Source organism: Pseudomonas sp. MF09150 (genome assembly GCF_059862355.1).
Genome location: NZ_JCBCUS010000001.1, coordinates 1,735,662 through 1,760,072, shown reverse-complemented (window position 1 = coordinate 1,760,072; position 24,411 = coordinate 1,735,662). Strand labels below are relative to the sequence as shown.

General features: G+C 61.4%; 26 protein-coding genes. 25 read left to right on the top strand and 1 reads right to left on the bottom strand.

The features are described from left to right. Positions 1 to 672 precede the first annotated feature (672 nt). The 3 genes from rluC to sppA are packed head-to-tail and all read left to right on the top strand — an operon-like array spanning position 673 to position 3,295. Positions 673 to 1,632: a 23S rRNA pseudouridine(955/2504/2580) synthase RluC gene (rluC, locus tag AC19YX_RS07905; RefSeq protein WP_078471084.1), complete on the top strand. Its 960-nt coding sequence runs from the start codon at positions 673 to 675 to the stop codon at positions 1,630 to 1,632. Beyond that, entirely contained in the window at positions 1,622 to 2,284 is a 663-nt protein-coding gene (locus AC19YX_RS07900; RefSeq protein WP_421547701.1) for an HAD-IA family hydrolase, read from the top strand. The genes rluC and AC19YX_RS07900 overlap by 11 nt, the downstream gene beginning before the upstream one ends. 21 nt (positions 2,285 to 2,305) lie before the next feature. Next, complete coding sequence (sppA, locus tag AC19YX_RS07895; protein ID WP_078471086.1) at positions 2,306 to 3,295, top strand: signal peptide peptidase SppA; 990 nt, start codon at positions 2,306 to 2,308, stop codon at positions 3,293 to 3,295. 57 nt (positions 3,296 to 3,352) lie between these two features. Here the strand turns inward: sppA and AC19YX_RS07890 are convergent, their stop codons facing one another. Then, the gene (locus AC19YX_RS07890) at positions 3,353 to 3,931 is read right to left on the bottom strand and encodes a Maf family protein (protein ID WP_201130125.1); all 579 of its coding nucleotides are present in this window, start codon (positions 3,929 to 3,931) and stop codon (positions 3,353 to 3,355) included. 105 nt (positions 3,932 to 4,036) lie between these two features. Between AC19YX_RS07890 and AC19YX_RS07885 the strand changes: the two genes are divergently transcribed. The 22 genes from AC19YX_RS07885 to araH all read left to right on the top strand — a co-directional run bounded on the left by AC19YX_RS07885 (position 4,037) and on the right by araH (position 24,376). Beyond that, positions 4,037 to 4,564: a YceD family protein gene (locus tag AC19YX_RS07885; RefSeq protein ID WP_020300268.1), complete on the top strand. Its 528-nt coding sequence runs from the start codon at positions 4,037 to 4,039 to the stop codon at positions 4,562 to 4,564. 13 nt (positions 4,565 to 4,577) lie between these two features. After that, a complete protein-coding gene (gene rpmF / locus AC19YX_RS07880; protein WP_008152339.1) occupies positions 4,578 to 4,760 on the top strand; it encodes a 50S ribosomal protein L32 in 183 nt (60 codons plus the stop codon). A gap of 4 nt (positions 4,761 to 4,764) precedes the next feature. Continuing rightward, entirely contained in the window at positions 4,765 to 5,775 is a 1,011-nt protein-coding gene (plsX, locus tag AC19YX_RS07875) for a phosphate acyltransferase PlsX (RefSeq protein ID WP_078471088.1), read from the top strand. Between the two features lie 126 nt (positions 5,776 to 5,901). Continuing rightward, entirely contained in the window at positions 5,902 to 6,840 is a 939-nt protein-coding gene (gene fabD, locus AC19YX_RS07870; protein ID WP_500606022.1) for an ACP S-malonyltransferase, read from the top strand. Positions 6,841 to 6,856: 16 nt separating this feature from the next. Next, a complete protein-coding gene (gene fabG, locus AC19YX_RS07865; RefSeq protein ID WP_020300271.1) occupies positions 6,857 to 7,597 on the top strand; it encodes a 3-oxoacyl-ACP reductase FabG in 741 nt (246 codons plus the stop codon). 196 nt (positions 7,598 to 7,793) lie between these two features. Further along, positions 7,794 to 8,030, top strand: coding sequence for an acyl carrier protein (gene acpP, locus AC19YX_RS07860; protein WP_003175607.1), 237 nt, complete (start codon positions 7,794 to 7,796; stop codon positions 8,028 to 8,030). A 107-nt stretch (positions 8,031 to 8,137) separates the two neighbouring features. Beyond that, entirely contained in the window at positions 8,138 to 9,382 is a 1,245-nt protein-coding gene (gene fabF, locus AC19YX_RS07855) for a beta-ketoacyl-ACP synthase II (protein WP_201130127.1), read from the top strand. Then, on the top strand, positions 9,382 to 10,197 hold the full coding sequence (gene pabC, locus AC19YX_RS07850) for an aminodeoxychorismate lyase (RefSeq protein ID WP_500606021.1): 816 nt from the start codon (positions 9,382 to 9,384) through the stop codon (positions 10,195 to 10,197). Before fabF ends, pabC begins: the two co-directional genes overlap by 1 nt. Positions 10,198 to 10,200: 3 nt before the next feature. After that, positions 10,201 to 11,373, top strand: a complete 1,173-nt coding sequence (gene mltG, locus AC19YX_RS07845; protein ID WP_500606020.1) for an endolytic transglycosylase MltG — start codon at positions 10,201 to 10,203, stop codon at positions 11,371 to 11,373. Positions 11,374 to 11,392: 19 nt separating this feature from the next. Beyond that, the gene (tmk, locus tag AC19YX_RS07840; RefSeq protein ID WP_201130130.1) at positions 11,393 to 12,025 is read left to right on the top strand and encodes a dTMP kinase; all 633 of its coding nucleotides are present in this window, start codon (positions 11,393 to 11,395) and stop codon (positions 12,023 to 12,025) included. Continuing rightward, on the top strand, positions 12,018 to 13,004 hold the full coding sequence (locus AC19YX_RS07835; RefSeq protein WP_500606019.1) for a DNA polymerase III subunit delta': 987 nt from the start codon (positions 12,018 to 12,020) through the stop codon (positions 13,002 to 13,004). The genes tmk and AC19YX_RS07835 overlap by 8 nt, the downstream gene beginning before the upstream one ends. 82 nt (positions 13,005 to 13,086) lie before the next feature. After that, positions 13,087 to 13,878: a TatD family hydrolase gene (locus AC19YX_RS07830; protein WP_020300277.1), complete on the top strand. Its 792-nt coding sequence runs from the start codon at positions 13,087 to 13,089 to the stop codon at positions 13,876 to 13,878. Positions 13,879 to 14,667: 789 nt separating this feature from the next. Next, positions 14,668 to 15,306 carry a TetR/AcrR family transcriptional regulator gene (locus AC19YX_RS07825; protein ID WP_020300278.1) on the top strand — a complete coding sequence of 213 codons (639 nt, stop codon included), beginning with the start codon at positions 14,668 to 14,670 and terminating at the stop codon, positions 15,304 to 15,306. A gap of 139 nt (positions 15,307 to 15,445) precedes the next feature. Then, on the top strand, positions 15,446 to 16,414 hold the full coding sequence (locus tag AC19YX_RS07820) for a GTP 3',8-cyclase MoaA (protein WP_500606018.1): 969 nt from the start codon (positions 15,446 to 15,448) through the stop codon (positions 16,412 to 16,414). Positions 16,415 to 16,514: 100 nt separating this feature from the next. Continuing rightward, positions 16,515 to 17,117, top strand: a complete 603-nt coding sequence (locus AC19YX_RS07815) for a DUF4823 domain-containing protein (protein WP_020300280.1) — start codon at positions 16,515 to 16,517, stop codon at positions 17,115 to 17,117. 22 nt (positions 17,118 to 17,139) lie between these two features. Beyond that, positions 17,140 to 17,703 carry a DUF1285 domain-containing protein gene (locus tag AC19YX_RS07810; RefSeq protein WP_078471096.1) on the top strand — a complete coding sequence of 188 codons (564 nt, stop codon included), beginning with the start codon at positions 17,140 to 17,142 and terminating at the stop codon, positions 17,701 to 17,703. 148 nt (positions 17,704 to 17,851) lie between these two features. Continuing rightward, positions 17,852 to 18,580 carry a FadR/GntR family transcriptional regulator gene (locus AC19YX_RS07805; RefSeq protein ID WP_500606017.1) on the top strand — a complete coding sequence of 243 codons (729 nt, stop codon included), beginning with the start codon at positions 17,852 to 17,854 and terminating at the stop codon, positions 18,578 to 18,580. Between the two features lie 33 nt (positions 18,581 to 18,613). Beyond that, complete coding sequence (locus tag AC19YX_RS07800; RefSeq protein ID WP_500606016.1) at positions 18,614 to 19,489, top strand: SMP-30/gluconolactonase/LRE family protein; 876 nt, start codon at positions 18,614 to 18,616, stop codon at positions 19,487 to 19,489. A gap of 272 nt (positions 19,490 to 19,761) precedes the next feature. Then, positions 19,762 to 20,580, top strand: coding sequence for an SDR family oxidoreductase (locus AC19YX_RS07795; protein ID WP_201130134.1), 819 nt, complete (start codon positions 19,762 to 19,764; stop codon positions 20,578 to 20,580). Positions 20,581 to 20,750: 170 nt separating this feature from the next. Continuing rightward, a complete protein-coding gene (locus AC19YX_RS07790) occupies positions 20,751 to 21,755 on the top strand; it encodes a substrate-binding domain-containing protein (RefSeq protein WP_078471099.1) in 1,005 nt (334 codons plus the stop codon). Between the two features lie 96 nt (positions 21,756 to 21,851). Beyond that, positions 21,852 to 23,411 carry an L-arabinose ABC transporter ATP-binding protein AraG gene (araG, locus tag AC19YX_RS07785; protein WP_500606015.1) on the top strand — a complete coding sequence of 520 codons (1,560 nt, stop codon included), beginning with the start codon at positions 21,852 to 21,854 and terminating at the stop codon, positions 23,409 to 23,411. Then, entirely contained in the window at positions 23,408 to 24,376 is a 969-nt protein-coding gene (araH, locus tag AC19YX_RS07780; RefSeq protein WP_078471101.1) for an L-arabinose ABC transporter permease AraH, read from the top strand. Before araG ends, araH begins: the two co-directional genes overlap by 4 nt. The last annotated feature ends 35 nt before the right edge of the window (positions 24,377 to 24,411 follow it).

Below are 24,411 nucleotides of genomic sequence, written 5' to 3'. Positions count from 1 at the left end.
CACACGACTTCTCACGGTCGGTGTCAGGTGCGTCAGGAGTGGTTGGCCACTCGAGTGTCTAGCGAGGTTCGACCAAAGGGGGCGAAGTCGCGACTCACGCGTCCTGCTTGCTGTGGTGACATAAGGCACCGCTTAAGCAAAAGTTTGTCAGGAGGAGGAATCAACCGGTAACTGTGGACGAGATGAAGCGTCTTGATAAAGCCTAATGCTACACAGTCCGACGGTTGTGCATCTCCACCCTACACGTATCCCTGATAGTTCGGGTGCTGCCGCGCGCAGAATCCGCAGCGGGTTGGCATTTACCGTGAGCTCCGAAAGGGGAGGTCACGCATCATGGCTAATTTAGGCGTTGTTTCCGAAGCCTTCGCTCGGGGTCATTCGCAGCTGACTGCACTTTGTGAACTGGCCATGAATATTGGCTCGCAAGGCGAGTGAAAACTCTGCTTTGCCGCTTGATTCAGGCCTCATGTCACCTGCGCTCGTTACACCTGCAAACTCCACCGTTACGTAGCGAAAGCCCCGTAGGACGGCCTCGCGTCCTGGTGAATTGCGTTGGTCAGGGCCGGTTTTTGACCGTTAGTCCGCTGTCCAGGCCGCTTTTGGCGGCGTTCGCGACTATAGCAGCAATCATTAAGTGCTTCAATTCCATAAAAAATTGTTATCATTTGCGGCATGACGACTACTGCCCCCTCGACTCCAAGCGTGCAACTGCTTGAAGTCTCGCCGGAATATGCCGGCCAACGAATTGACAACTTCCTTCTCGCCCGGCTCAAAGGCGTGCCCAAAACCTTGATTTATCGCATTTTGCGCAAAGGCGAAGTGCGGGTGAACAAGGGGCGGATCAAGCCCGAATACAAGCTGCAGGCGGGCGATATCGTGCGCGTGCCTCCGGTTCGCGTGCCTGAGCGCGACGAGCCAGTGCCGCTGGCCCAGGGCCTGCTGCAGCGCCTTGAGGCCTCGATTGTCTTCGAGGACAAGGCGCTGATCGTGATCAACAAGCCCACCGGCATTGCGGTTCACGGCGGCAGCGGCCTGACCTACGGCGTGATCGAAGCCTTCCGCCAGTTGCGCCCTGATGCCAAGGAGCTGGAACTGGTTCACCGGCTCGATCGTGATACCTCCGGCCTGCTGATGATCGCGAAGAAGCGCAGCATGTTGCGGCACTTGCACGCGGCCCTGCGCGGCGATGGCGTGGACAAGCGCTACATGGCGCTGGTGCGTGGCAACTGGGCGGCCTCGATCAAGCAAGTTCGGGCGCCGTTGGGCAAGAGCAACCTGCGTTCCGGCGAGCGGATGGTCGAGGTCGACGAAGACGAAGGCAAGGAAGCGGTCACCGTATTCAAGGTTCTGCGCCGTTTCGGCGACTTTGCCACCCTGATCGAAGCCAAGCCGATCACCGGCCGGACTCACCAGATCCGCGTCCATACCTTGCACGCCGGGCATTGCATTGCCGGCGACACCAAGTATGGCGACGACGACTTCAGCAAGGAAATTCGTGATCTGGGCGGCAAGCGCCTGTTCCTGCACGCTTACATGCTGACTGTGCCGCTACCCGATGGGGGTGAGCTCAAGTTGCAGGCGCCAGTGGATGAGATCTGGGCCAAGACCGTGGAGCGCCTGAGTGCATCCTGATTACAAGCTGCTGATTTTTGATTGGGACGGCACTCTGGCCGACTCCGTTGGTCGGATTGTCGAGGCCATGCATGTGGCCTCCGATCGTTCCAATTTTGCGCGTCGCGATGACTTCGCGGTCAAGGGCATTATCGGTCTTGGGCTGCCGGAGGCGATTCGCACCCTGTACCCGGAAATCGATGACGAGCAGCTGATTGCCTTTCGCCAGCATTATGCTGATTGCTATATCGCCCTTGAGGCGGAGCCTTCGCCGCTGTTCGCTGGGGTGGTGCAGTCCCTTGACGCATTCCGGGCGGAGGGCTACCGCTTGGCGGTGGCTACAGGCAAGGCGCGGCGGGGGCTGGATCGGGTGTTGAGGGCTCATGGCTGGGAGGATTATTTTGATATCACCCGCGCTGCCGATGAAACCGCCAGCAAACCCCATCCGCTGATGCTGGAGCAGATTCTTGCCCATTGCGATGTGCGTCCCGAGCAGGCGCTGATGGTGGGTGACTCCTCTTTCGATCTGTTGATGGCACGCAATGCGGGCATGGACTCGGTTGCTGTCAGTTACGGAGCTCAATCGCTGGAGGCCTTGCGCGCATTCGAGCCGCGCATCGCTATTGATAGTTTTCCTGAGTTGCACGCCTGGCTTAGCCTGCGCGCCAATTAAGTTTTTGCTGGGGTAGATGGCATGACCGATGAATGGAAGGCGCCGAGCAAGGCGAGTGCTGAAGGCGGCGATGACAAGAGCTGGAAGCTCCTGGAAAAGACCCTGTTGGCCAGTGTGCAGGAGCAGCGGCGTTCGCGGCGCTGGGGGATCTTCTTCAAGTTTCTGACGTTTATTTACCTGTTCGGTGCGCTGGTGTTGTTTACGCCGCTGATGGACATGGAGAAAAGTGCCACCCGGGGTGCGGGCTACACGGCGGTGATCGACGTGACGGGGGTGATTGCCGACAAGGAAGCGGCCAGTGCTGACAATATTGTCGGCAGCCTGCGCGCGGCGTTCGAGGATCCCAAGGTCAAGGGCATTGTCTTGCGCATCAACAGCCCGGGCGGCAGTCCGGTGCAGTCCGGCTATGTCTATGACGAGATTCGCCGTTTGCGCGGCTTGCATGCCGACACCAAGGTTTATGCGGTGATTTCCGACCTGGGTGCCTCGGGTGCCTATTACATCGCCAGCGCTGCTGATCAGATCTACGCCGACAAGGCCAGCCTGGTGGGCTCCATTGGTGTGACGGCGGCCGGTTACGGCTTTGTCGGCACCATGGAGAAGCTGGGGGTGGAGCGGCGCGCCTACACCTCGGGTGAGCACAAGTCGTTCCTCGATCCGTTTCAGCCGCAGAAGCCCGACGAAACCAAGTTCTGGCAGGGCGTGCTCGATACCACTCATCAGCAGTTCATTGCCAGCGTCAAGCAGGGGCGTGGCGATCGTCTCAAGGACAAGGATCACCCCGAGCTGTTCTCCGGTTTGATCTGGTCGGGTCAGCAGGCGCTGCAATTGGGCTTGATCGACGGCCTGGGTAATACCAGTTCGGTGGCGCGCGATGTGATTGGCGAGAAAGAGTTGGTGGACTTCACTGTTCAGGAGTCGCCGTTTGATCGCTTCTCGAAGAAGCTCGGCGCCAGTGTGGCTGAGCAGTTGGCAATGTGGATGGGCTTCCAGGGGCCTGCCCTGCGTTAAGTTCTTCTGTATCCAGGAAAAAGCCGGCCTTCGCGCCGGCTTTTTCGTGGGCGCGGGTCAGGGAATCTCGATGCCTTCGGCAAGGAGCATGTCCACCAGGCGAATCAGCGGCAGGCCGACCAGGCTGGTGGCGTCAGGGCCTTCGGTGCTGCGAAACAGGCTGACCCCCAAGCCTTCGGCTTTGAAGCTGCCGGCGCAGTCGTAGGGTTGCTCGGCGTGCAGGTAGCGTTCGATGCGTTCTGCAGTGAGGCTGCGCATGTGTACGGTGAAGGCAATGCAGTCGACCTGGCAGGCTCCGGTCTGGCTGTTGAGCAGGGCCAGGCCGGTGAGGAAGGTCACGCTGTTGCCGCTGGCGGCGAGAAGCTGGTCGCGGGCCTTTTCGAAGCTGTGAGGTTTGCCGATGATGCGCTCGCCGAGCACGGCAACCTGATCCGAGCCAATGATCAGGTGTTGCGGATGAGTGGCGGCGAGCGCCTGGGCTTTTTCCCTGGCCAGGCGCTTGACCAGTTGCGTGGCGGTCTCTCCGGATCGATGGCTTTCGTCGATGTCCGGGGAGGCGCAGGTGAACGGCAGCCGCAGGCGGGCCAGCAATTCTCGGCGGTAGACCGAGCTTGAAGCGAGTAATAAAGGCAGCATGCGCATCTCCTGAGGCGGGTTGCGGATTCTAGCGAGGCTTGCAAGTGACCGACAGGGTTGAATTTCCTTTGACATGGCCGGGTGCATCCCTATAATGCTGCGCCTATGTTGAATGACCCGATTCCACCTCACGTTGACCCGCGCAAATTGGCTGACCGTGGCACCACCCTTCAAGGTGAACTGCTGCTGGCCGATTTGAAGAGACTCTGCGACCCGCTTTCCGACGATGTCGGTACGGTGCAGGCAAAATTCGTTTTTGAACGAGATGAACGTAAGTCTGTGGTAATCCACAGCTTTATCGACACCGAAGTCAAAATGGTTTGCCAGCGTTGTCTTGAGCTGGTCACCCTGCCGATCCATAGCGAATGCAGTTATGCTGTGGTGAAGGAGGGTGCGAATACCCAGTCGTTGCCGAAAGGTTATGACGTGCTGGAACTGGGCGAAGATCCTTTGGATCTGCAGTCACTGATCGAGGAGGAGCTTCTGCTCGCCTTGCCCATTGTGCCTGCTCATCATCCGGAAGAATGCCAGCAGCCGGCGGGTCTCGATGAGCCCGAACCGAGCGAGGACGAGGTAACGCGGTCCAACCCGTTCAGTGTATTGGCGCAGTTAAAGCGTGACCCAAACGTTTAGGAGTTAATCAATTATGGCTGTTCAGCAGAACAAAAAATCCCGCTCTGCCCGTGACATGCGTCGTTCGCACGACGCCCTGACGGCGAGCACTCTGTCTGTAGAAAAAACCACCGGTGAAATTCACCTGCGTCACCACGTATCGCCAGAAGGCGTATACCGTGGCCGTAAAGTGATCGACAAGGGCGCTGACGAGTAATCACTTGTCTGCTCAAGTCATCGCGATTGACGCAATGGGCGGGGACTTCGGTCCCCGCAGCATTGTTCAGGCCAGTCTTGCTTGCCTGTCTGCTACGCCCTCGCTGCACCTGGCCCTTGTCGGTCAACCCTCCCTTTTAGAAGATCTGATTTCCGGCCATTCGGCTGTGGATCGCGCTCGCCTGACGATTGTGCCGGCCGCCGAAGTGATCGGCATGGACGAAAAGCCCTCCCAGGCTCTGCGCGGCAAACCCGACTCTTCTATGCGGGTGGCCCTTGAGTTGTTGCGTGAAGGCAAGGTCCAGGCCTGTGTCAGTGCGGGGAATACCGGTGCGCTGATGGCGTTGTCGCGCTATGTGCTCAAAACCCTGCCGGGGATTGATCGTCCGGCGATGGTGGCCGCCATCCCGACCCAGCGTGGCTATTGCCAGTTGCTGGACCTGGGGGCCAACGTCGATTGCAGCGCCGAGCACCTGTTCCAGTTTGCGGTGATGGGGTCGGTCGCGGCCGAGACGCTGGGCATCGCGCGTCCGCGGGTCGCGCTGCTGAATATCGGCACCGAAGACATCAAGGGTAACCAGCAGGTAAAGCTCGCGGCGACCTTGCTGCAAAATGCTCGTGGCTTGAATTACATCGGCTTTGTCGAGGGTGATGGGCTGTATCGCGGCGAAGCGGATGTGGTGGTGTGCGACGGCTTTGTCGGCAATATCCTGCTCAAGTCCAGCGAGGGTCTGGCGACCATGATTGCCGCGCGGATCGAGGCGCTGTTCAAGCGCAATGTCGCTTCGCGCCTGGTGGGAGCCCTGGCATTGCCGCTGATGCGGCGTCTGCAGGCTGATCTGGCGCCGGCGCGGCACAATGGTGCGAGTTTTCTGGGTTTGCAGGGGATCGTGGTGAAAAGCCATGGTTCGGCAGGAGTTCAGGGCTTTCAGAGTGCCATCCAGCGGGCGCTGATAGAGATTCAGGAGAACCTTCCCGAGCGTCTGCACGGGCGGCTTGAGGATCTGTTGCTTTAGGCGTTTCCCCTCGGGAGTGCTTAAATGTGACCGCTCAGTTCAATTGGCCATCCAACTGTCAGTTTCTTGCGTCCGCTTCGGCAGGGCGTCAATTCTCCGACGACAAGATCATTAGGGGCTTGTTACATGTCTGCTTCCCTCGCATTCGTCTTTCCAGGACAGGGCTCGCAGTCCCTCGGCATGTTGGCCGAGTTGGGCGCGCAATACCCGTTGATCCTCGACACCTTCAAAGAAGCCTCCGATGCTCTGGGCTACGACCTGTGGGCTCTGACCCAGCAAGGTCCGGAAGAGCTGCTCAATCAAACCCATAAAACCCAGCCGGCCATTCTGACTGCGTCCGTCGCCTTGTGGCGTCTGTGGCTGGCAGAAGGCGGTGCTCGCCCGGCGTTCGTCGCAGGCCACAGCCTGGGTGAATACAGCGCGCTGGTCGCCGCTGGCAGCCTGAGTCTTGGTGACGCGGTGAAGCTGGTAGAGCGTCGTGGCCAACTGATGCAGGAAGCTGTTCCTGCGGGGCAGGGCGGCATGGCTGCGATTCTCGGCCTGGAAGATGCCGACGTGCTGGCGGCCTGTGCCGAGGCGGCTCAAGGTGAAGTGGTCAGCGCAGTCAACTTCAACTCCCCTGGCCAGGTGGTGATCGCCGGTGCCAAGGCGGCTGTAGAGCGCGCCATCGAAGGCTGCAAGGCGCGCGGCGCCAAGCGTGCCATGCCGTTGCCAGTCAGCGTGCCGTCGCACTGCGAGCTGATGCGCCCGGCTGCCGAGCGTTTCGCCGAGTCGATCGCCGCGATCGACTGGCAGGCGCCGCAGATCCCGGTGGTGCAAAACGTCAGCGCGGCAGTGCCGGCAGACCTCGAGACCCTCAAGCGCGACCTGCTGGAGCAGTTGTACAAGCCGGTGCGTTGGGTCGAGTCGGTCCAGGCCCTGGCATCCAAAGGTGCGACCCAGCTGGTCGAATGCGGTCCGGGCAAGGTCCTGGCCGGCCTGAGCAAGCGCTGCGCCGAAGGCGTATCGACCTCCAACCTGAATACCCCCGATGCCTTTGCTGCCGCTCGCGCAGCACTGGCCTGAATTAGGAGAAGCCTGCATGAGTCTGCAAGGTAAAGTTGCACTGGTGACTGGCGCGAGCCGCGGTATTGGCCAGGCCATCGCGCTTGAGCTGGGTCGTCTGGGCGCGATTGTCGTGGGTACCGCGACTTCCGCCTCGGGTGCCGAGCGCATTGCTGCGACCCTCAAGGAACACGGCATTCAAGGCACTGGCCTTGAGCTCAATGTCACCAGCGACGAATCGGTTGCGGCGGTCCTGGCGAGCATTCAGGTGCAGTTCGGCGCGCCGGCGATCCTGGTCAATAACGCCGGTATCACCCGTGACAACCTGATGATGCGCATGAAAGATGACGAGTGGTACGACGTGGTCGATACCAACTTGAACAGTCTGTTTCGCCTGTCCAAAGGCGTTTTGCGCGGCATGACCAAGGCTCGTTGGGGTCGAATTATCAGTATTGGCTCGGTAGTGGGTGCCATGGGCAACGCAGGCCAAGTAAACTACGCAGCCGCCAAGGCGGGTCTGGAAGGTTTCAGTCGTGCTCTGGCGCGTGAAGTGGGTTCGCGGTCGATTACGGTCAACTCGGTAGCACCGGGTTTCATCGATACCGACATGACTCGCGAATTGCCTGAAGCGCAGCGTGATGCCTTGCTGACACAAATTCCGCTGGGCCGTCTGGGGCAGGCACAAGAGATCGCGCAAGTGGTCGCTTTTCTGGCTTCTGACGGTGCGGCATACGTTACTGGGGCTACAATCCCGGTCAACGGCGGGATGTATATGTGAGTTAAATGTGACGGATTGCTTCAAAAAAATGTCATACGAGCTGTCTAAAATCCGTTATAAAGCTGCAATCTATTTATAGGCAGATGGCCAAAGGGTTTGAGGAGTGAAGCTTTCAGTTGAAAAGCTGAAAAGCCTTTCTATACACTTACCCACTGGCCAGCTGCCTGAATTTGTCCATTAGGAGTGAAAACAAGGTATGAGCACCATCGAAGAGCGCGTCAAGAAAATCGTTGCTGAGCAACTGGGCGTTAAAGAAGAAGAAGTTGTTAACACCGCTTCCTTCGTTGAAGACCTGGGTGCCGACTCCCTTGACACCGTTGAGCTGGTGATGGCTCTGGAAGAGGAATTCGAGACCGAAATCCCTGACGAAGAAGCTGAAAAGATCACTACTGTTCAAGCTGCTATCGACTACGTTACTAGCCACCAGGCGTAATAGTTTGTAGTCGTTGCTTGCTGTCATGGAAAAACCGCACTGCCTCATGGCGTGCGGTTTTTTCTTTAGGCCTGATGCAAAGTCGTCATTAGAAAAAGGAGAGTGCTGTGTCGCGTAGACGCGTCGTAGTCACCGGTATGGGTATGTTGTCGCCACTGGGTACAGATGTGCCGAGCAGCTGGCAGGGCATTCTGGCTGGCCGCAGTGGCATTGGTCTGATCGAACACACCGACCTTTCTGCCTATTCCACCCGTTTTGGCGGCTCGGTAAAGGGCTTCAATGTCGAGGAATACCTGTCGGTCAAGGAAGCGCGCAAGCTCGACCTGTTCATTCAATACGGTCTGGCCGCAGGGTTTCAGGCGGTGCGCAACTCCGGTCTGGAAGTCACTGACGCCAACCGCGAGCGCATCGGTGTAGCCATGGGCTCGGGTATTGGCGGTTTGACCAATATCGAAGAAACCAGCCGCACACTTCATGATTCCGGCCCACGACGGATTTCTCCGTTCTTTGTGCCAGGCTCGATCATCAATATGATTTCCGGTTTCCTGTCCATCCATCTGGGTGCCCAGGGACCTAACTACGCCATTTCCACGGCGTGCACCACCGGCACCCATTGCATCGGCATGGCTGCGCGCAATATCGCCTACGGCGAGGCTGACGTGATGATCGCCGGCGGCGCCGAAATGGCTGCCTGTGGCCTGGGCATGGGTGGCTTTGGCGCATCCCGTGCGCTGTCGACCCGCAATGACGAGCCGACCCGTGCCAGCCGTCCGTGGGACAAGGGCCGCGACGGTTTCGTCCTGTCCGACGGTGCTGGGGCCCTGGTGCTTGAAGAGTTGGAGCACGCCAAGGCGCGTGGCGCCACCATCTACGCCGAGCTGATAGGTTTCGGCATGAGCGGTGATGCGTATCACATGACCTCGCCACCCGCCGATGGCGCCGGTGCTGCGCGTTGCATCGCCAACGCCCTGCGGGATGCCAAGCTGAACGTCGAGCAGGTGCAGTACGTCAACGCCCACGGCACCTCGACGTCGGCCGGCGACCTGGCGGAAGCCGAGGCGATCAAGACGGTGTTCGGCGATCACGCCTACAAGCTGGCCGTGAGCTCGACCAAGTCGATGACCGGTCACCTGTTGGGTGCTGCGGGCGCGATCGAGGCGATCTTCAGCGTGCTGGCGATCAACAGCCAGGTGGCGCCGCCGACCATCAACCTGGATGAGCCCGATGAAGGCTGCGATCTCGATTTCGTGCCGCACACCGCGCGCAGCATGGACATAGACGTAGTGCTGTCGAACTCCTTCGGGTTTGGCGGGACCAACGGCTCCCTGGTGTTCCGCCGGTTCGCCGAGTGATGCAGAGCTGGGTCGACGGTCAGTCTGCGGACACGTTGTCGCTAAAAGACCGGGGCCTGGCGTATGGCGACGGCCTGTTCGAGACCATTGCGGTCAAGGCCGGGCAGCCGCTGTTGCTGGAGCGGCACCTTGCCCGTCTGGCCGAGGGCTGTCTGCGGCTGGCGATCACTGCGGACCACTCGCTGATCCGCAGTGAGCTGCTGGCCTATGCGGCAGCGTTGGGGGAGGGTGTGCTCAAGCTGATCCTCACCCGTGGCGACAGCTTGCGCGGTTATGCCGCCGACCCTGCCGCCCAGGCGCGTCGGATTCTCCAGGGCAGCCCGCCCGCCACTTATCCAGCCGCCCATGCCGAACAGGGTATTCGCCTGTTCCCCTGTGCCACCCGTCTGTCCGAGCAGCCCTTGCTGGCCGGCCTCAAGCATCTCAATCGTCTTGAGCAGGTCCTGGCTCGCTCCGAGTGGCGCGATGCCGAGCATGCCGAAGGGCTGATGTGCGACACAGGCGGCCGCCTGATCGAAGGCGTGTTCAGCAACCTGTTCCTGGTGGCTGAAGGGCGCTTGCTGACCCCGGATTTGAGCCGCTGCGGCGTGGCCGGGGTGATGCGCGCTGAAATAGTGTTTCAAGCCGAGTCCTTGGGCATTCCCGTGGAAATCGCCGATATCAGCCTCGATCAGTTGCGACAGGCCGACGAAGTCTTTGTCTGCAATAGCGTTTATGGCATCTGGCCGGTACGGGCCTGTGCTGACCTGAGCTGGTCGGTTGGGCCGCTCACCCGTAAACTGCAGGGCATTTCCCGCGCGCTACTGGATGTTTGATTCGTGAGACGTAAATTACTGCTTCTGCTGGAAACCGGACTGGTTCTGGCAGGGCTGCTGGCGGGCGCTTGCGCCTGGAAACTGCACTCGGCCCTGGAGCAACCGCTCAACCTGCCACAGGAGCAGTTGCTCGATGTGCCCGCAGGTTCGACACCGACCGGGACCTTCAATCGCCTGGAGGCCGACGGCGTGCTGCAGGACGCGTTCTGGTTGCGCCTGTACTGGCGCTTCAACCTCAATGGCCAGCCACTGCACAGTGGCGAATACCGCATGAGCCCCGGCATGACTGCACAAAGCCTGATCGGTGTCTGGCAGCGTGGCGAAGTGGTGCAATACAGCCTGACCCTGGTGGAGGGCTGGAACTTCCGCCAGGTACGCGCCGCCCTGGCCAAGCATGAAAAACTCGAACAGACCCTGACCGGCCTCAGCGACACCCAGGTCATGGAAAAACTCGGCCACCCCGGGGTCTTTCCCGAAGGCCGGTTCTTCCCCGATACCTACCGCTTTGTGCGTGGCATGAGCGACGCCGAACTGCTGGAAAAAGCCTACGACCGGCTCGATGACGTGCTGGCCAAGGAGTGGAGCAAGCGCGCCGCCGATGTGCCCTATACCGACCCCTATCAGGCGCTGATCATGGCCTCGCTGGTGGAGAAGGAAACCGGCGTGCCTCAGGAACGCGGGCAGATTGCCGGGGTGTTCGTGCGGCGCATGCAGATCGGCATGCTGCTGCAGACCGACCCCACCGTGATCTACGGCCTGGGTGAGCGCTACACCGGCAAGCTGACCCGGGCTCACCTCAAGGAGCCGACCCCGTACAACACCTATGTGAATGCCGGCTTGCCGCCGACGCCGATTGCCATGGTCGGTCGCGAGGCGATTCATGCCGCGCTCAACCCGGTGCCGGGCAAAAGCTTGTACTTTGTTGCCCGTGGCGATGGCAGTCATGTGTTTTCCGATGACCTGGACGCGCACAACAGCGCGGTTCGCGAGTTCCAGCTAAAACGCCGCGCCGACTACCGCTCCAGCCCGGCACCGACGCCAGCGCCTGCCCCAGCGGTTCAGGAGGCACCGAGCCCGGCACCGGCAGCCGAACCGGATGCCGCGCCGTCCGCGCCTGTACCGCAGCAAGCGCCGGCCGAGGCTCCCGTCGAGCCTGAGCCGAAAAGCCCGCAATGACTTTGATTAAGGACCGCCCGTGACTGGCTTGTTTATTACCCTGGAAGGCCCGGAAGGCGCCGGCAAGAGCACCAATCGCGAATACCTCGCCGAGCGTTTACGCGCCGCGGGTATCGAAGTGCTGCTGACCCGCGAACCCGGCGGCACACCATTGGCCGAGCGCATCCGCGAAGTGCTGCTGACCCCTGGTGACGAAGTCATGAATGCAGACACCGAGCTGCTGCTGGTGTTCGCCGCCCGCGCCCAGCACCTGGCCGGGGTGATTCGCCCGGCGTTGGCCCGTGGCGCCGTGGTGCTCTGTGATCGTTTTACCGATTCGACCTACGCCTATCAGGGCGGCGGCCGTGGCCTTTCGGTGGAGCGTATTGCCACTCTGGAGCGTTTCGTCCAGGGCGACCTGCGTCCCGACCTGACCCTGGTGTTTGATCTGCCGGTAGAAGTCGGCCTGGCGCGCGCCAGCGCCCGTGGTCGGCTGGACCGCTTCGAGCAGGAAGGCCGGGCATTTTTCGATGCGGTACGCAGCGCTTACCTGGCCCGTGCCGAAGTGGACCCTGTGCGTTATCGCCTGGTTGACGCGGCGCAGCCGCTGACGCAGGTCCAGCAGGCGCTGGATGCATTGCTGCCGCAATTACTGGAGCTTTACCGTGGCTGAGGCCTATCCCTGGCAGGACGCCCTCTGGCAGCAGCTGGCGGGCCGTACCCAGCATGCCCATGCCTATCTGCTGCATGGCCCTGTCGGTATCGGCAAGCGGGCCCTGGCCGAGCGCCTGATGGCGCGCTTGCTGTGCCAGCGTCCGGATGGGCTGGATGCGTGCGGGACCTGCAAGTCATGCATGTTGCTGCACGCTGGCAGCCACCCGGATAACTACGTGCTGGAGCCGGAAGAGGCCGATAAGGCGATCAAGGTCGACCAGGTGCGTGATCTGGTCAGTTTCGTGGTGCAGACCGCGCAGCTGGGCGGGCGCAAGGTGGTGCTGATCGAGCCGGTGGAGTCGATGAACATCAACGCGGCCAACGCCCTGCTGAAAAGCCTCGAAGAACCTTCCGGAGAGACGGTGTTGCTGTTGGTCAGCCACCAGCCGAGCCGCTTGTTGCCGACCATCAAGAGTCGCTGTGTGCAGCAGGCCTGCCCGTTGCCCAGCGAGGCCTTGAGTCTGCAATGGCTGGCCCGGGCGCTGCCGGATTGCGGCGAAGGGGAGCGGGTGGAGCTGCTGACCCTGGCTGCCGGTTCGCCGCTGGCGGCGGTGAGCTTGCACACCCAGGGCGCTCGCGAGCAGCGGGCGCAGGTGGTGGACGGGGTCAAGAAGCTGCTCAAGCAGCAGCAATCGCCGACCCAACTGGCTGAAAGCTGGAACGCGATTCCGCTGCTGTTGCTGTTCGATTGGTTCTGCGACTGGTCGAGCCTGATCCTGCGTTATCAATTGACCGAAGATGAGCAGGGCCTGGGCTTGGCCGATATGCGCAAAGTGGTGCAGTACCTGGCGCAGAAGTCGACTCAGGGCAAGGTCCTGGATATTCAGGACTGGATCCTCGCTCACCGCCAGAAAGTGCTGAGCAAGGCTAACCTCAACCGTGTGCTGCTGCTCGAAGCCCTGCTGGTGCAGTGGGCGGCCTTGCCCGGCCAGCGCTAAGCCCCGTCCTCAAGCACACCGAACCATTGGCCGCCGCCCCGGCTGCGGCCCTTTCATTGACTGGATGTAGTTGCGGCCTCTTATGCTCGTAGATTCCCATTGCCACCTCGATCGCCTTGACCTTGCCGCCCATGACGGCTCCCTGGATGCTGCGCTGGACGCGGCGCGCCAGCGCGGCGTCGGGCACTTCCTGTGTATCGGGGTCAGCGTCGAGAACGCTGCCGACGTCAAGGCCCTGGCCGAGCGCTACGCCGATGTCGATTGCTCGGTCGGCGTGCACCCGCTGGACGTGCAACCGGGGGCCGCTCCGGCGCTCGACTGGCTGCTGCGCGAGCTGGATCATCCGCGGGTGGTGGCCATTGGCGAAACAGGGCTGGATTACCACTACGAGCCGGAAGCCGCCGAGTTGCAGCAGGCGTCCTTTCGTCTGCATCTGCAAGCGGCCCAGCAGACCGGCAAGCCGGTGATCGTGCACACCCGTGGGGCGCGGGCCGACACCCTGGCACTGTTGCGCGAGGCGGCCCTGCCCCAGGCCGGCGTGCTGCATTGCTTCACTGAAGACTGGGACATGGCCAAGGCGGCCCTGGACCTGGGTTTCTATATTTCTCTTTCTGGCATCGTCACCTTCCGCAATGCCGACGCGCTGCGTGATGTTGCGCGCCAGGTGCCGGCCGATCGCCTGCTGGTGGAAACCGACTCGCCGTACCTGGCGCCTATCCCTTATCGCGGCAAGCCCAATCTGCCGCAGTACGTACGCGAAGTTGCGGAGTTCCTGGCGATGCTGCGCGGTGAGTCCTACGACGCCTTTGCCGCACAGACCACCGAGAATTTCCAGCGCCTGTTTCCGTTGGCCCATGTCGGGCGAGCTGACTGAGAACGCCGCTGTAACGGCGCGGGGTGGGTCCAAGGGGAGGGGCCTGGCTGAATCCCGGGCAAAAAAAACCCGGGTTCTGGGGGGTGAATCCGGGTTAAGACCATTAGGAGTAAAACAAAGGCACGCGGTCCTTCGGTACCTTCATCGGCGCTTCACTTGGGGGAGATGTCACGCCGACAGTTCAAGTATTGATCACTATCGCGTTCAGTCCAGTTAGGGCTGCTCGTTTTTTAAACAATTTTGGAATACGCCCGCTTCGGTTGGGTTCTCATTGTCCCGGACGGCCCGGCACCATCGGACGCTTTGGCGGATCAGCACCTATCTGTCGTCATCAGCGGCCAACGCCCGGGTTTCTCAAGGCGCTTCCAGCACACACCCTGTTGCAGTTCAGGTGCCTGGAAGCCCTCCCTGGCTGATACGTGACCGTTCGTGAAAACACTATCAAGATGACGCAGGGCTGGCCTACGCTGTGTTTCTGACCCGTTACGCATCAGGCGTCGATATTGGATGTGGTGGGTCGGATAAGCGTTCATACAATTGCTGCGCAAGTACTGTAGAGTCTCGATGGCGCCGCGGAGTGGCTTTAGAGTTCTGTGTTTTTTCCGCTGCGCCAAGGCCGCATCGGCTGGATAAGCAGGAGCAGGGCCGGAGCCCCCGGGGCAAATGGCTGGCACCCGCAGTCGATGCAAAATCATCCAGATACATCGTCATCTTCGGATGATCCGTGCATTTTTGCGCAAGTTAGGCATAATACGCGGCTTCGATTTTGACCCCGACAGACCTTTTCTTATGCAGAAAGAACCTCGTAAGGTCCGTGAGTTTCGTCGCCGTGAGCAAGAAATTCTCGATACCGCGCTCAAGCTGTTCCTCGACCAAGGTGAAGACAGCGTCACCGTCGAGATGATTGCTGATGCCGTGGGTATCGGCAAAGGCACCATCTACAAACACTTCAAATCCAAGGCCGAGATTTATCTGCGCCTGATGCTCGACTACGAGCGCGATTTGAACGAGTTGCTGCACTCGGCCGATGTCGACAAAGACAAGGAAGCCCTGTCCCGCGCCTACTTTGAATTCCGCATGCGCGATCCGCAGCGTTATCGGCTGTTCGATCGCCTGGAAGAGAAAGTGGTCAAGGGCAACCAGGTGCCGGAGATGGTCGAGGAGTTGCACAAGATCCGTGCCTCCAACTTCGAACGCCTGACCTTGTTGATCAAGGGGCGCATCAGCGAAGGCAAGCTTGAAGACGTGCCGCCTTACTTCCATTACTGCGCGGCCTGGGCGCTGGTGCACGGCGCGGTCGCGCTGTATCACTCGCCGTTCTGGAGCAATGTGCTGGAAGATCAGGAAGGCTTCTTCCAGTTTCTGATGGATATCGGCGTGCGCATGGGCAACAAGCGCAAGCGCGACACCGACACCCCGAGCAGCTGATTCATTCAGCAGCCTGATTGCGCCGTGATTCTCCTATATGGCGCAGTGCCCCAGGAATATACTCAGGCATGGGACTTGCCAAAACCTGATTTATAAGTCAGGTTTTGCCGGTTCTCTACTTCCTCCGCCGGAGTACCCCATGATCGTTGATCGTCAAGGCAGGCGTTTTCGCAATCTGCGGATCAGCCTGACCTCAGCCTGCAACTACGCCTGTACCTACTGCGTGCCCAATGGCAAGCGGTTGGTGGCTGCGCAGGATGAACTGTCGGCCGAGGCAATGGCGCGAGGCGTGGCCTACCTGATCGAATCCGCAGGCATCGAGCGCCTGCGCATTACGGGCGGCGAACCGCTGGTCAGTCCGAAGCTGGAAGCCTTCATGGGCGCCGTCGGACAAATGGGCCTGGACGATATCAGCCTGACCACCAATGGCCAGTTGCTGGCGCGCAAACTGCCGCTGCTGGTAGACGCCGGTATCCGTCGGATCAACGTTTCCCTGGACACTCTGGACGCTGCGGCCTTCCGTGGCATTGCCCGTGGTGGTGACCTGGCCACCGTGCTGGACGGCATGGATCAAGCCAGCGCAGCGGGGTTGAAGATCAAGGTCAATATGGTGCCGCTGCGCGGACAGAACCTGGACCAGGTCATGCCGCTGCTCGATTACTGCCTGGAGCGGGGCTACGAGCTGCGTTTTATCGAATTGATGCGCATGGGCCACCTGGCCAGTGATTCGAATGCCTTCCTGCAACAGTTTGTCAGCCTGCAGCAACTGCTGAGTCTGATCGGCGAGCGTTATGAATATCAGCAGGCCGATGCGCCGGTGGATGCGACGGCGGTGCGCTATGCGATTCCGGGAAGGGGGCACTTTGGCGTGATCGCCAACGAAAGCGTGCCGTTTTGCCGGACCTGCTCGCGCCTGCGGTTGTCCTCCACGGGGTGGCTGCACGGCTGCCTGTCGTCGAGCAATCGGCACTACGTCGGTGACTTGCTGGACAAGCCTCGGCACCAGGCATTGCCGGCGCTGCAGGGGCTGTTGATGAAGGCCCTGGGCGATAAGCAGGAGGTTGCATTCTCCGGTGGCGCAACGGTGATGAAAATCATCGGTGGCTGATCGCTGGCCGTGGTCATTGCTGGCCGTCGGGCAAGCTGGCGCGGAAGCTGCATCTCGTGCCCATTCGCCGGTTTTCCGTCACCGGCTTCTGGAGGGTAGGATGCGTAGCCTGGTTTTGCTGCTGGCCTTTTTGGCGCTTGGCGGCTGCATGAATGTCAGCGATATGGGCGAGGGCGTGCGTTATCACTTGAGCGACTCGGGCATGCTCGATCACAGCGATACGCGCCGCACGAGCTCGTTCCGCATTCAGCCGGACTCGTTCATATTTATCGCCCAGGGCGCGTTTGTGCCGCCTGGCAGCGCCTATCCGCGACCTAACGTCGTGGCGGAAGAAGCCTTTAACGGCTTTATCGAATACTTCCCGATGGTGCGCCGCGCCCGAGCGCCCGAAGGCCTCAACCAGGCCATGGCAGAAGCCCGGGAAGTCGGTGCGCACTACCTGCTCTATGCTCGCTTTGCCAAGGCCGACGACCGTATCGGCAACTCCGATGAGTGGTTCGATCAAGAAGCTGTGGATCGCCTGGGTGTCGACACCGGCGTCATCCAGATCATGCTGATCGAGACCAGCACCCAGTATTTGATCGATACTGCACGGATTCGCAGTCGTGGCGGTTTACTGACGTTCCACGACAACAAACCGCAAGACCTGCTCGGTCCGCCGCTCCAGCAATACGCCCGTGGCTTGCTGGGGTTGAGCGACTGAGCAACGCACAAGGAGTACATCGATGAGTGGTCCAGGCAAAGCCAACGACCTGTTGGCGCAAATTCCCAAGTCTGAAAAAGGCTTGCCGCCGGTCCACCTGTGGAACCCCGATTTCTGTGGCGATATCGACATGCGGATCGCCCGCGACGGCACTTGGTACTACCTGGGTACCCCAATCGGGCGCAAACCGATGGTCAAGCTGTTCTCCACCATCATGCTGCGCGAAGGTGACGATTATTTCCTGATCACACCGGTGGAGAAGGTCGGGATCAAGGTCGACGACGCACCCTTTGTCGCGGTAACCCTGGACGTGCAGGGCCAAGGCGAGCACCAGCTGCTGCGCTTTACCACCAACGTCGAGGAACAGGCCGAAGCCGGTACCGAGCATCCGTTGCGCGTGGTCATCGACCCCCAGACCCAGGAACCGGCGCCGTACGTCCATATCCGCAGCAACCTCGAAGCCCTGATTCATCGCAACGTCTTCTACCAGTTGGTGGAGCTGGCAGTGCCCCGTGAAATCGACGGCCAGCGCTGGCTCGGGGTCTGGAGCGGCGGTGTGTTCTTTCCTATCGGCCTTGAGCCCTGACTCCAGGCGCTACCCTCAGTTGATACCTCGGCATCACGCTGCTTGAGGTTGTCGCCTGCCCGTCGAAAAACCTTTGACAGCCAATCATGTGATCAATAGCGTGAGCCGATGCTGCACGGCTCCGTTTTTCTTCATCACGAGGGTGTCCATGTCCAACAGTTTTCACGCGTCGACGGTCGATTGGCTGGGCTCCTGGATTGCCGCCGGGCATGTTCAGCCCGGGCAGGCGATCAAGGTCGAGGCGGACCTGGGCCTGCAGCTCGGGGTCAGTCGCACGGTGATCCGCGAAGCGATCAAGACCCTGGTTGCCAAAGGCTTGCTGGAAGTCGGGCCCAAGGTCGGCACCCGGGTATTGCCGGTGCGGCGCTGGAACCTGTTCGATCCGCAGGTGGTGGGCTGGCTGTCACGCAACGGCTTGCCGGAAAACTTTGTCGACGACTTGCTGGATCTGCGTCGCACCATCGAACCCATGGCCGTGCGCTGGGCTTGCGAGCGGGCGTCGGTGGAGCAGATCGAGGCCATAACGCTGGCCTACAACGCCCTTGAGCGCGCGGTCGACAGCGGCCTGGATTACAACCTCGCCGATCAGTATTTCCACGAGTGCATTCTTGCCGCCAGCCATAACCAGTTCATCGAGCAAATGGTGCCGGCCCTGGGGGCCCTGCTCGCGGTGTGCTTCGAAGTCTCGGCCGCCGACCCCGACGAACTGCGGCGCACCTTGCCCATTCATAAGGACCTGGCCCACGCCATTGCCGCCCGGGATACCGGGCGCAGCGTGTGGGCCTGCATGACCCTGATCGACAACGCGGCCTTGGCGATCAAGCGCTACTACCCGGATCTGATGGCCGGCAAGGCCGCCAGCGCTGCCGGACGCTGATATCACCTGACCACCATAAGAGCGGGAGGTTGTATGGACTGGAAGGCGGTTACCCCGCATCGGGCCCTGCTGGGCGAGGGACCATTCTGGGACGGTGCCGAACAGGCCCTGTACTGGGTGGACATTGCTGCAAAGCAGGCGCTGCGCTTCAAGGAAGGCGGCTTGCGGGTCTGGCACCTGCCGGAACACGTGTCCGCCTTCATTCCTACGGTGCGTGGCGATGCCCTGGTGACCCTGAGCAGCGGGGTCTATCGGCTCGACCTGGAGTCCCCGGCCGATGCGCCCCGGCTGCAATTGTTGTGCGTCGCCGATCCGCATCCCGGTAACCGGGCCAACGAAGCGCGTTGCGATGAGCAGGGGCGACTCTGGCTCGGCACCATGCAGAACAACATCGGACCCCACGGTGAGGACCTGCCCGTGGTGCAGCGCAGCGGCGGCCTGTTCCGGGTCGACGCCAGTGCGCAGGTGACGCCGCTGCTCCAGGGGCTGGGGATTCCCAATACCCTGATCTGGAGTGATCAGAGCGCCACCCTGCATTTTGCCGACAGCCTGGACGGCACCCTCAATCGCCATGCCGTCGCGGCTGACGGCAGCCTCGGGCCGGCGCAAGCCTGGCTGGGGCAGCATCCCCGTGGGGGGCCGGATGGCTCGGCACTGGATGCCGAAGGTTGCCTGTGGAACGCCCGTTGGGATGGCAGTTGCCTGCTGCGCCTGACCCCGGATGGAGAGGTGGATCAGGTTATCGAGCTGCCGGTCAGTCGGCCCACCAGTTGTGTGTTTGGTGGGGAGGACTTGCAGACCCTGTACGTCACCAGTGCCGCCAGCCCGCAGGCGCATGGGCTGGACGGTGCAGTGCTGGCAGTTCGGGTCTCGGTGGCGGGCACGGTATGCACACGTTTCGCGGGTTAAATCCCTATATATGGGATGTAAAATTATATATTGAGATTTCTTAAGGGCCGGGTTTATAGTCGGCCACAGCTCCACGCACTCACACTAAAAAAATAATACCGGTGACGCGATGCAGAGATCGTCCTACGCACTCCTTAGCGGAGTCGATGTTTCAGGCCATCAAGGCCGGCCGGCGCCTGCCGGTGCGCGATGCATGCCTTCCCCTGTCGATGCTGGCCGGTCATCCCTGGATGCCCGGCGTTCGTCGTGCCCTGCCACAGGAGTCCCGATTCATGGCTGATGCTCTTTCCTTGCCGCCGGTGCCTGAACCGCCTCGGGGCGAACGCTTGAAAAACAAGGTGGTGCTGCTGACCGGCGCGGCCCAGGGAATCGGCGAGGCGATTGTTGCCTGCTTCGCCGCACAGCAGGCAAAACTGGTGATCAGCGATATCCAGGCGGAAAAGGTCGAGGGCGTGGCGGCTCATTGGCGGGAGCAGGGCGCTGATGTCCAGGCCCTGCGCGCCGATGTGTCGCGGCAGGCGGACCTCGATGCACTGGCCCGGCAGGCCATCGAGCTGCATGGCCGGATCGACGTACTGGTCAACTGCGCCGGGGTCAATGTGTTCCGCGACCCGTTGCAGATGACCGAGGACGACTGGCGGCGCTGCTTCGCCATCGACCTGGACGGCGCCTGGTACGGCTGCAAGGCGGTGCTGCCGCAGATGATCGAGCAGGGCGTCGGCAGCATCATCAACATCGCCTCGACCCACTCCACCCACATCATTCCCGGCTGCTTCCCGTACCCGGTGGCCAAGCACGGCCTGCTGGGGCTGACCCGGGCCTTGGGCATCGAATACGCGCCCAAGGGCATCCGGGTCAACGCCATCGCCCCGGGTTACATCGAGACCCAACTGAACGTCGATTACTGGAACGGTTTTGCCGATCCCCATGCCGAGCGCCAGCGGGCCTTGGACCTGCACCCGCCGCGACGCATCGGCCAGCCAATCGAGGTGGCAATGACCGCGGTATTCCTGGCCAGCGATGAAGCGCCGTTCATTAATGCGTCGTGCATCACCATCGATGGTGGGCGATCAGTGCTCTACCACGACTGACGGTGGAGTGTTTCGGGCTGAGAACTTCGCCTGAAGCGCAATGATCATATGATATGACTATTCGCTTGAAGCTGTGACTGCAACGAGATACGCCGCCAGGCTGCGCAACGCCCCCAATCGGAGGTGGTGCCTGGAGGCGGTTGGCTTTCAATAAAAATAAGGAGTGAGCTATGAATCGTCGTCGTGGGTTCCGTTCCCTGTGTCGCGCCGCCCTGGCGGTGACCGCAGTCAGCCTGAGCAGCAGCTTGCTGGCGGCCGAAGCGGTAAAAATCGGCTTTCTGGTCAAGCAGGCGGAAGAGCCCTGGTTCCAGACCGAATGGGCCTTCGCGGAAAAAGCCGCCAAGGACAAGGGCTTTACCCTGATCAAAATCGCCGTGCCCGATGGCGAGAAAACCCTTTCGGCCATCGACAGCCTGGCGGCCAATGGCGCCAAGGGCTTCGTCATCTGCCCGCCGGATGTGTCCCTGGGCCCGGCCATCATGGCCAAGGCCAAGCTCAACGACCTCAAGGTCATGGCGGTGGACGACCGCTTCGTCGATGCCAACGGCAAGTTCATGGAGGACGTTCCCTACCTGGGAATGGCGGCCTTCGAAGTCGGGCAGAAACAGGGCAACGCCATGGCTGCCGAGGCCAAGAAGCGCGGCTGGGACTGGAAAGACACCTACGCGGTGATTAACACCTTCAACGAGCTGGACACCGGCAAGAAGCGCACTGACGGCTCGGTCAAATCCCTGAAGGACGCTGGCCTGCCAGAGGATCACATCATCTTCTCGGCACTCAAGACCCTCGACGTACCAGGCAGTATGGACGCCACCAATTCGGCCCTGGTCAAGCTGCCAGGTGCGGCCAAGAACCTGATCATCGGCGGCATGAACGACAACACCGTGCTCGGTGGCGTGCGGGCCACGGAAAGCGCCGGCTTTGCCGCCGCCAACGTGATCGGCATCGGCATTAACGGCACCGACGCCATTGGCGAGCTGAAAAAGGCCAACAGCGGCTTCTTCGGCTCGATGCTGCCCAGCCCGCACATCGAGGGCTACAACACCGCGAGCATGATGTTCGAGTGGATCACCACGGGCAAAGAACCCCCCAAATACACCGCCATGGACGACGTGACCCTGATCACCCGGGACAACTTCAAGCAGGAGCTGGAAAAGATCGGCCTGTGGAACTGAGCGCCGGGCGAGTCGCTGGCGGCCCGGGTCCGGGGCGCTTGAACGGGTGGTAGGCGAGGGCGGCAGTTGCCGCACTCGTCGGATCGAGGAGGGGCTATGCAGGCGCAAACAACTACAGCGGCCGTGAACGTGGGCGGCAGCCTTCGCTTCACGGGCATCGGCAAGCGTTTCCCCGGGGTCCAGGCACTGGCGGATATCAGCTTCGTGGCGCACCCGGGAACGGTTCACGCCCTGATGGGGGAGAACGGCGCGGGCAAGTCGACGTTGCTGAAAATCCTTGGCGGGGCCTACGCGCCGAGCAGCGGCCACTTGCAGATCGGCGAGCAGGTGCTGAGTTTCAAGTCCACGGCGCAGAGCATTGCCAGTGGGGTCGCGGTGATTCACCAGGAGCTGCATCTGGTGCCGGAAATGACCGTGGCCGAGAACCTGTTTCTCGGTCATCTGCCGTCGCGTTTCGGCTTGGTCAAAGGCGCCGAGTTGCGGCGCAAAGCCCTGGCATTGCTCAAGGGCCTGGCCGATGAGATCGACCCCCAGGACAAGGTCGGCCGGCTGTCCCTGGGCCAGCGGCAATTGGTTGAAATCGCCAAGGCGCTGTCCCGTGGCGCCCATGTGATTGCCTTCGACGAGCCCACCAGCAGCCTGTCTTCCCGGGAAATCGAGCGCCTGATGACGATCATTGCGCGCCTGCGGGACGAGGGCAAAGTGGTGCTCTACGTGTCCCATCGCATGGAAGAAGTGTTCCGCATCTGCAACGCAGTGACGGTGTTCAAGGACGGGCGTTATGTGCGCACGTTCGAGCAGATGAGCGAGCTGAGCCACGACCAGTTGGTGACCTGCATGGTGGGTCGGGACATTCAGGATATTTACGATTACCGCCCGCGGGAGCCGGGTGCGGTGGCGCTCAAGGTCGAGGGTCTGCTCGGCCCGGGCTTGCGTGAGCCGGTGAGTTTTGACGTGCGCGAGGGCGAGATCCTCGGCCTGTTCGGGTTGGTGGGCGCTGGCCGTACCGAGTTGCTGCGGTTGCTCAGCGGCCTGGCGCGCAAGAGTGCCGGCAGCCTGGAACTGGCGGGGCGACCCCTGACCCTGCGTTCGCCCCGGGATGCGATCGCGGCGGGGGTGCTGTTGTGCCCCGAGGACCGCAAGAAGGAGGGCATCCTGCCGCTGGCCAGCGTCGCGGAAAATATCAACATCAGCGCCCGTGGCGCCCACTCGACCCTGGGCTGCCTGCTGCGCGGCGACTGGGAGCGGAGCAATGCCGACAGGCAGATCAAGGCGCTGAAGGTAAAGACCCCATCGCCCGGGCAAAAAATCATGTACCTGTCCGGCGGCAATCAACAGAAGGCCATTCTCGGCCGCTGGCTGTCGATGCCGATGAAAGTCCTGCTGCTGGACGAACCGACCCGGGGCATCGATATCGGCGCCAAAGCCGAGATCTACCAGATCATCCACAACCTGGCTGCCAGTGGCATCGCGGTGATAGTGGTCTCCAGCGACCTGATGGAGGTCATGGGCATTTCCGACCGCATCCTGGTGCTTTGCGAAGGCGCGGTACGCGGCGAATTGCCCCGTGCCCGGGCCAATGAATCCAATCTGTTGCAACTGGCATTGCCAGGCCAGCGCAGCCAAGGCCCTGGCCCATCCGAGAGGTCTCTATGAGTACGCAAAACACCACCTTGAGTGCACCGCGCAAAGCCCCTGACCTGCGCCGCTTCCTGGATGACTGGGTGATGCTGCTGGCGGCAATCGCGATCTTTGCCCTGTGTACCTTGCTGATCGACAACTTTCTTTCGCCCTTGAACATGCGTGGCCTGGGGCTGGCGATTTCCACCACCGGGATCGCGGCCTGCACCATGCTCTATTGCCTGGCGTCGGGGCACTTCGACCTTTCGGTCGGCTCGGTCATCGCCTGCGCCGGTGTCGTCGCGGCGGTGGTAATGCGCTCTACCAACAGCGTGTTTCTCGGCGTCAGCGCGGCGCTGCTGATGGGCCTGGTGGTGGGGCTGATCAACGGCATCGTCATCGCCAAGCTGCGGGTCAATGCCCTGATCACCACCTTGGCGACCATGCAGATTGTCCGGGGCCTGGCTTATATCTTTGCCGACGGCAAGGCCGTGGGGGTCTCCCAGGAAAGCTTCTTCGTATTTGGCAACGGGCAACTATTCGGGGTGCCGGTGCCAATCCTGATTACCCTGGTGTGCTTCCTGTTCTTCGGTTGGCTGCTCAACTACACCACCTATGGGCGCAACACCATGGCTATCGGCGGCAATCAGGAAGCGGCGTTGCTGGCCGGGGTCAACGTCGACCGCACCAAGATCATCATCTTCGCCGTGCACGGCCTGATCGGTGCCCTGGCTGGGGTCATCCTGGCGTCGCGCATGACTTCGGGCCAGCCGATGATCGGCCAGGGGTTCGAGCTGACGGTGATCTCGGCCTGTGTACTGGGCGGGGTGTCCCTGAGCGGGGGGATCGGCATGATCCGCCACGTGATTGCCGGGGTGTTGATCCTGGCGATCATCGAGAACGCCATGAACCTGAAGAACATCGACACGTTTTACCAGTACGTGATTCGCGGTTCGATCCTGCTGCTGGCGGTGGTTATCGACCGTTTGAAGCAGCGTTAAAGCAAGACAACCGGGCCAGCGCCTGCGGGGGTTGC

Coding starts and splice junctions, on each gene's coding strand:
- rluC (WP_078471084.1), top strand. CDS start 673: ATGACGACTACTGCCCCCTCGACTCCAAGCGTGCAACTGCTTGAAGTC.
- sppA (WP_078471086.1), top strand. CDS start 2,306: ATGACCGATGAATGGAAGGCGCCGAGCAAGGCGAGTGCTGAAGGCGGC.
- AC19YX_RS07890 (WP_201130125.1), bottom strand. CDS start 3,931: ATGCTGCCTTTATTACTCGCTTCAAGCTCGGTCTACCGCCGAGAATTG.
- AC19YX_RS07885 (WP_020300268.1), top strand. CDS start 4,037: ATGTTGAATGACCCGATTCCACCTCACGTTGACCCGCGCAAATTGGCT.
- rpmF (WP_008152339.1), top strand. CDS start 4,578: ATGGCTGTTCAGCAGAACAAAAAATCCCGCTCTGCCCGTGACATGCGT.
- fabD (WP_500606022.1), top strand. CDS start 5,902: ATGTCTGCTTCCCTCGCATTCGTCTTTCCAGGACAGGGCTCGCAGTCC.
- fabG (WP_020300271.1), top strand. CDS start 6,857: ATGAGTCTGCAAGGTAAAGTTGCACTGGTGACTGGCGCGAGCCGCGGT.
- acpP (WP_003175607.1), top strand. CDS start 7,794: ATGAGCACCATCGAAGAGCGCGTCAAGAAAATCGTTGCTGAGCAACTG.
- pabC (WP_500606021.1), top strand. CDS start 9,382: ATGCAGAGCTGGGTCGACGGTCAGTCTGCGGACACGTTGTCGCTAAAA.
- AC19YX_RS07830 (WP_020300277.1), top strand. CDS start 13,087: ATGCTCGTAGATTCCCATTGCCACCTCGATCGCCTTGACCTTGCCGCC.
- AC19YX_RS07825 (WP_020300278.1), top strand. CDS start 14,668: ATGCAGAAAGAACCTCGTAAGGTCCGTGAGTTTCGTCGCCGTGAGCAA.
- AC19YX_RS07820 (WP_500606018.1), top strand. CDS start 15,446: ATGATCGTTGATCGTCAAGGCAGGCGTTTTCGCAATCTGCGGATCAGC.
- AC19YX_RS07815 (WP_020300280.1), top strand. CDS start 16,515: ATGCGTAGCCTGGTTTTGCTGCTGGCCTTTTTGGCGCTTGGCGGCTGC.
- AC19YX_RS07810 (WP_078471096.1), top strand. CDS start 17,140: ATGAGTGGTCCAGGCAAAGCCAACGACCTGTTGGCGCAAATTCCCAAG.
- AC19YX_RS07805 (WP_500606017.1), top strand. CDS start 17,852: ATGTCCAACAGTTTTCACGCGTCGACGGTCGATTGGCTGGGCTCCTGG.
- AC19YX_RS07800 (WP_500606016.1), top strand. CDS start 18,614: ATGGACTGGAAGGCGGTTACCCCGCATCGGGCCCTGCTGGGCGAGGGA.
- AC19YX_RS07795 (WP_201130134.1), top strand. CDS start 19,762: ATGGCTGATGCTCTTTCCTTGCCGCCGGTGCCTGAACCGCCTCGGGGC.
- AC19YX_RS07790 (WP_078471099.1), top strand. CDS start 20,751: ATGAATCGTCGTCGTGGGTTCCGTTCCCTGTGTCGCGCCGCCCTGGCG.
- araG (WP_500606015.1), top strand. CDS start 21,852: ATGCAGGCGCAAACAACTACAGCGGCCGTGAACGTGGGCGGCAGCCTT.
- araH (WP_078471101.1), top strand. CDS start 23,408: ATGAGTACGCAAAACACCACCTTGAGTGCACCGCGCAAAGCCCCTGAC.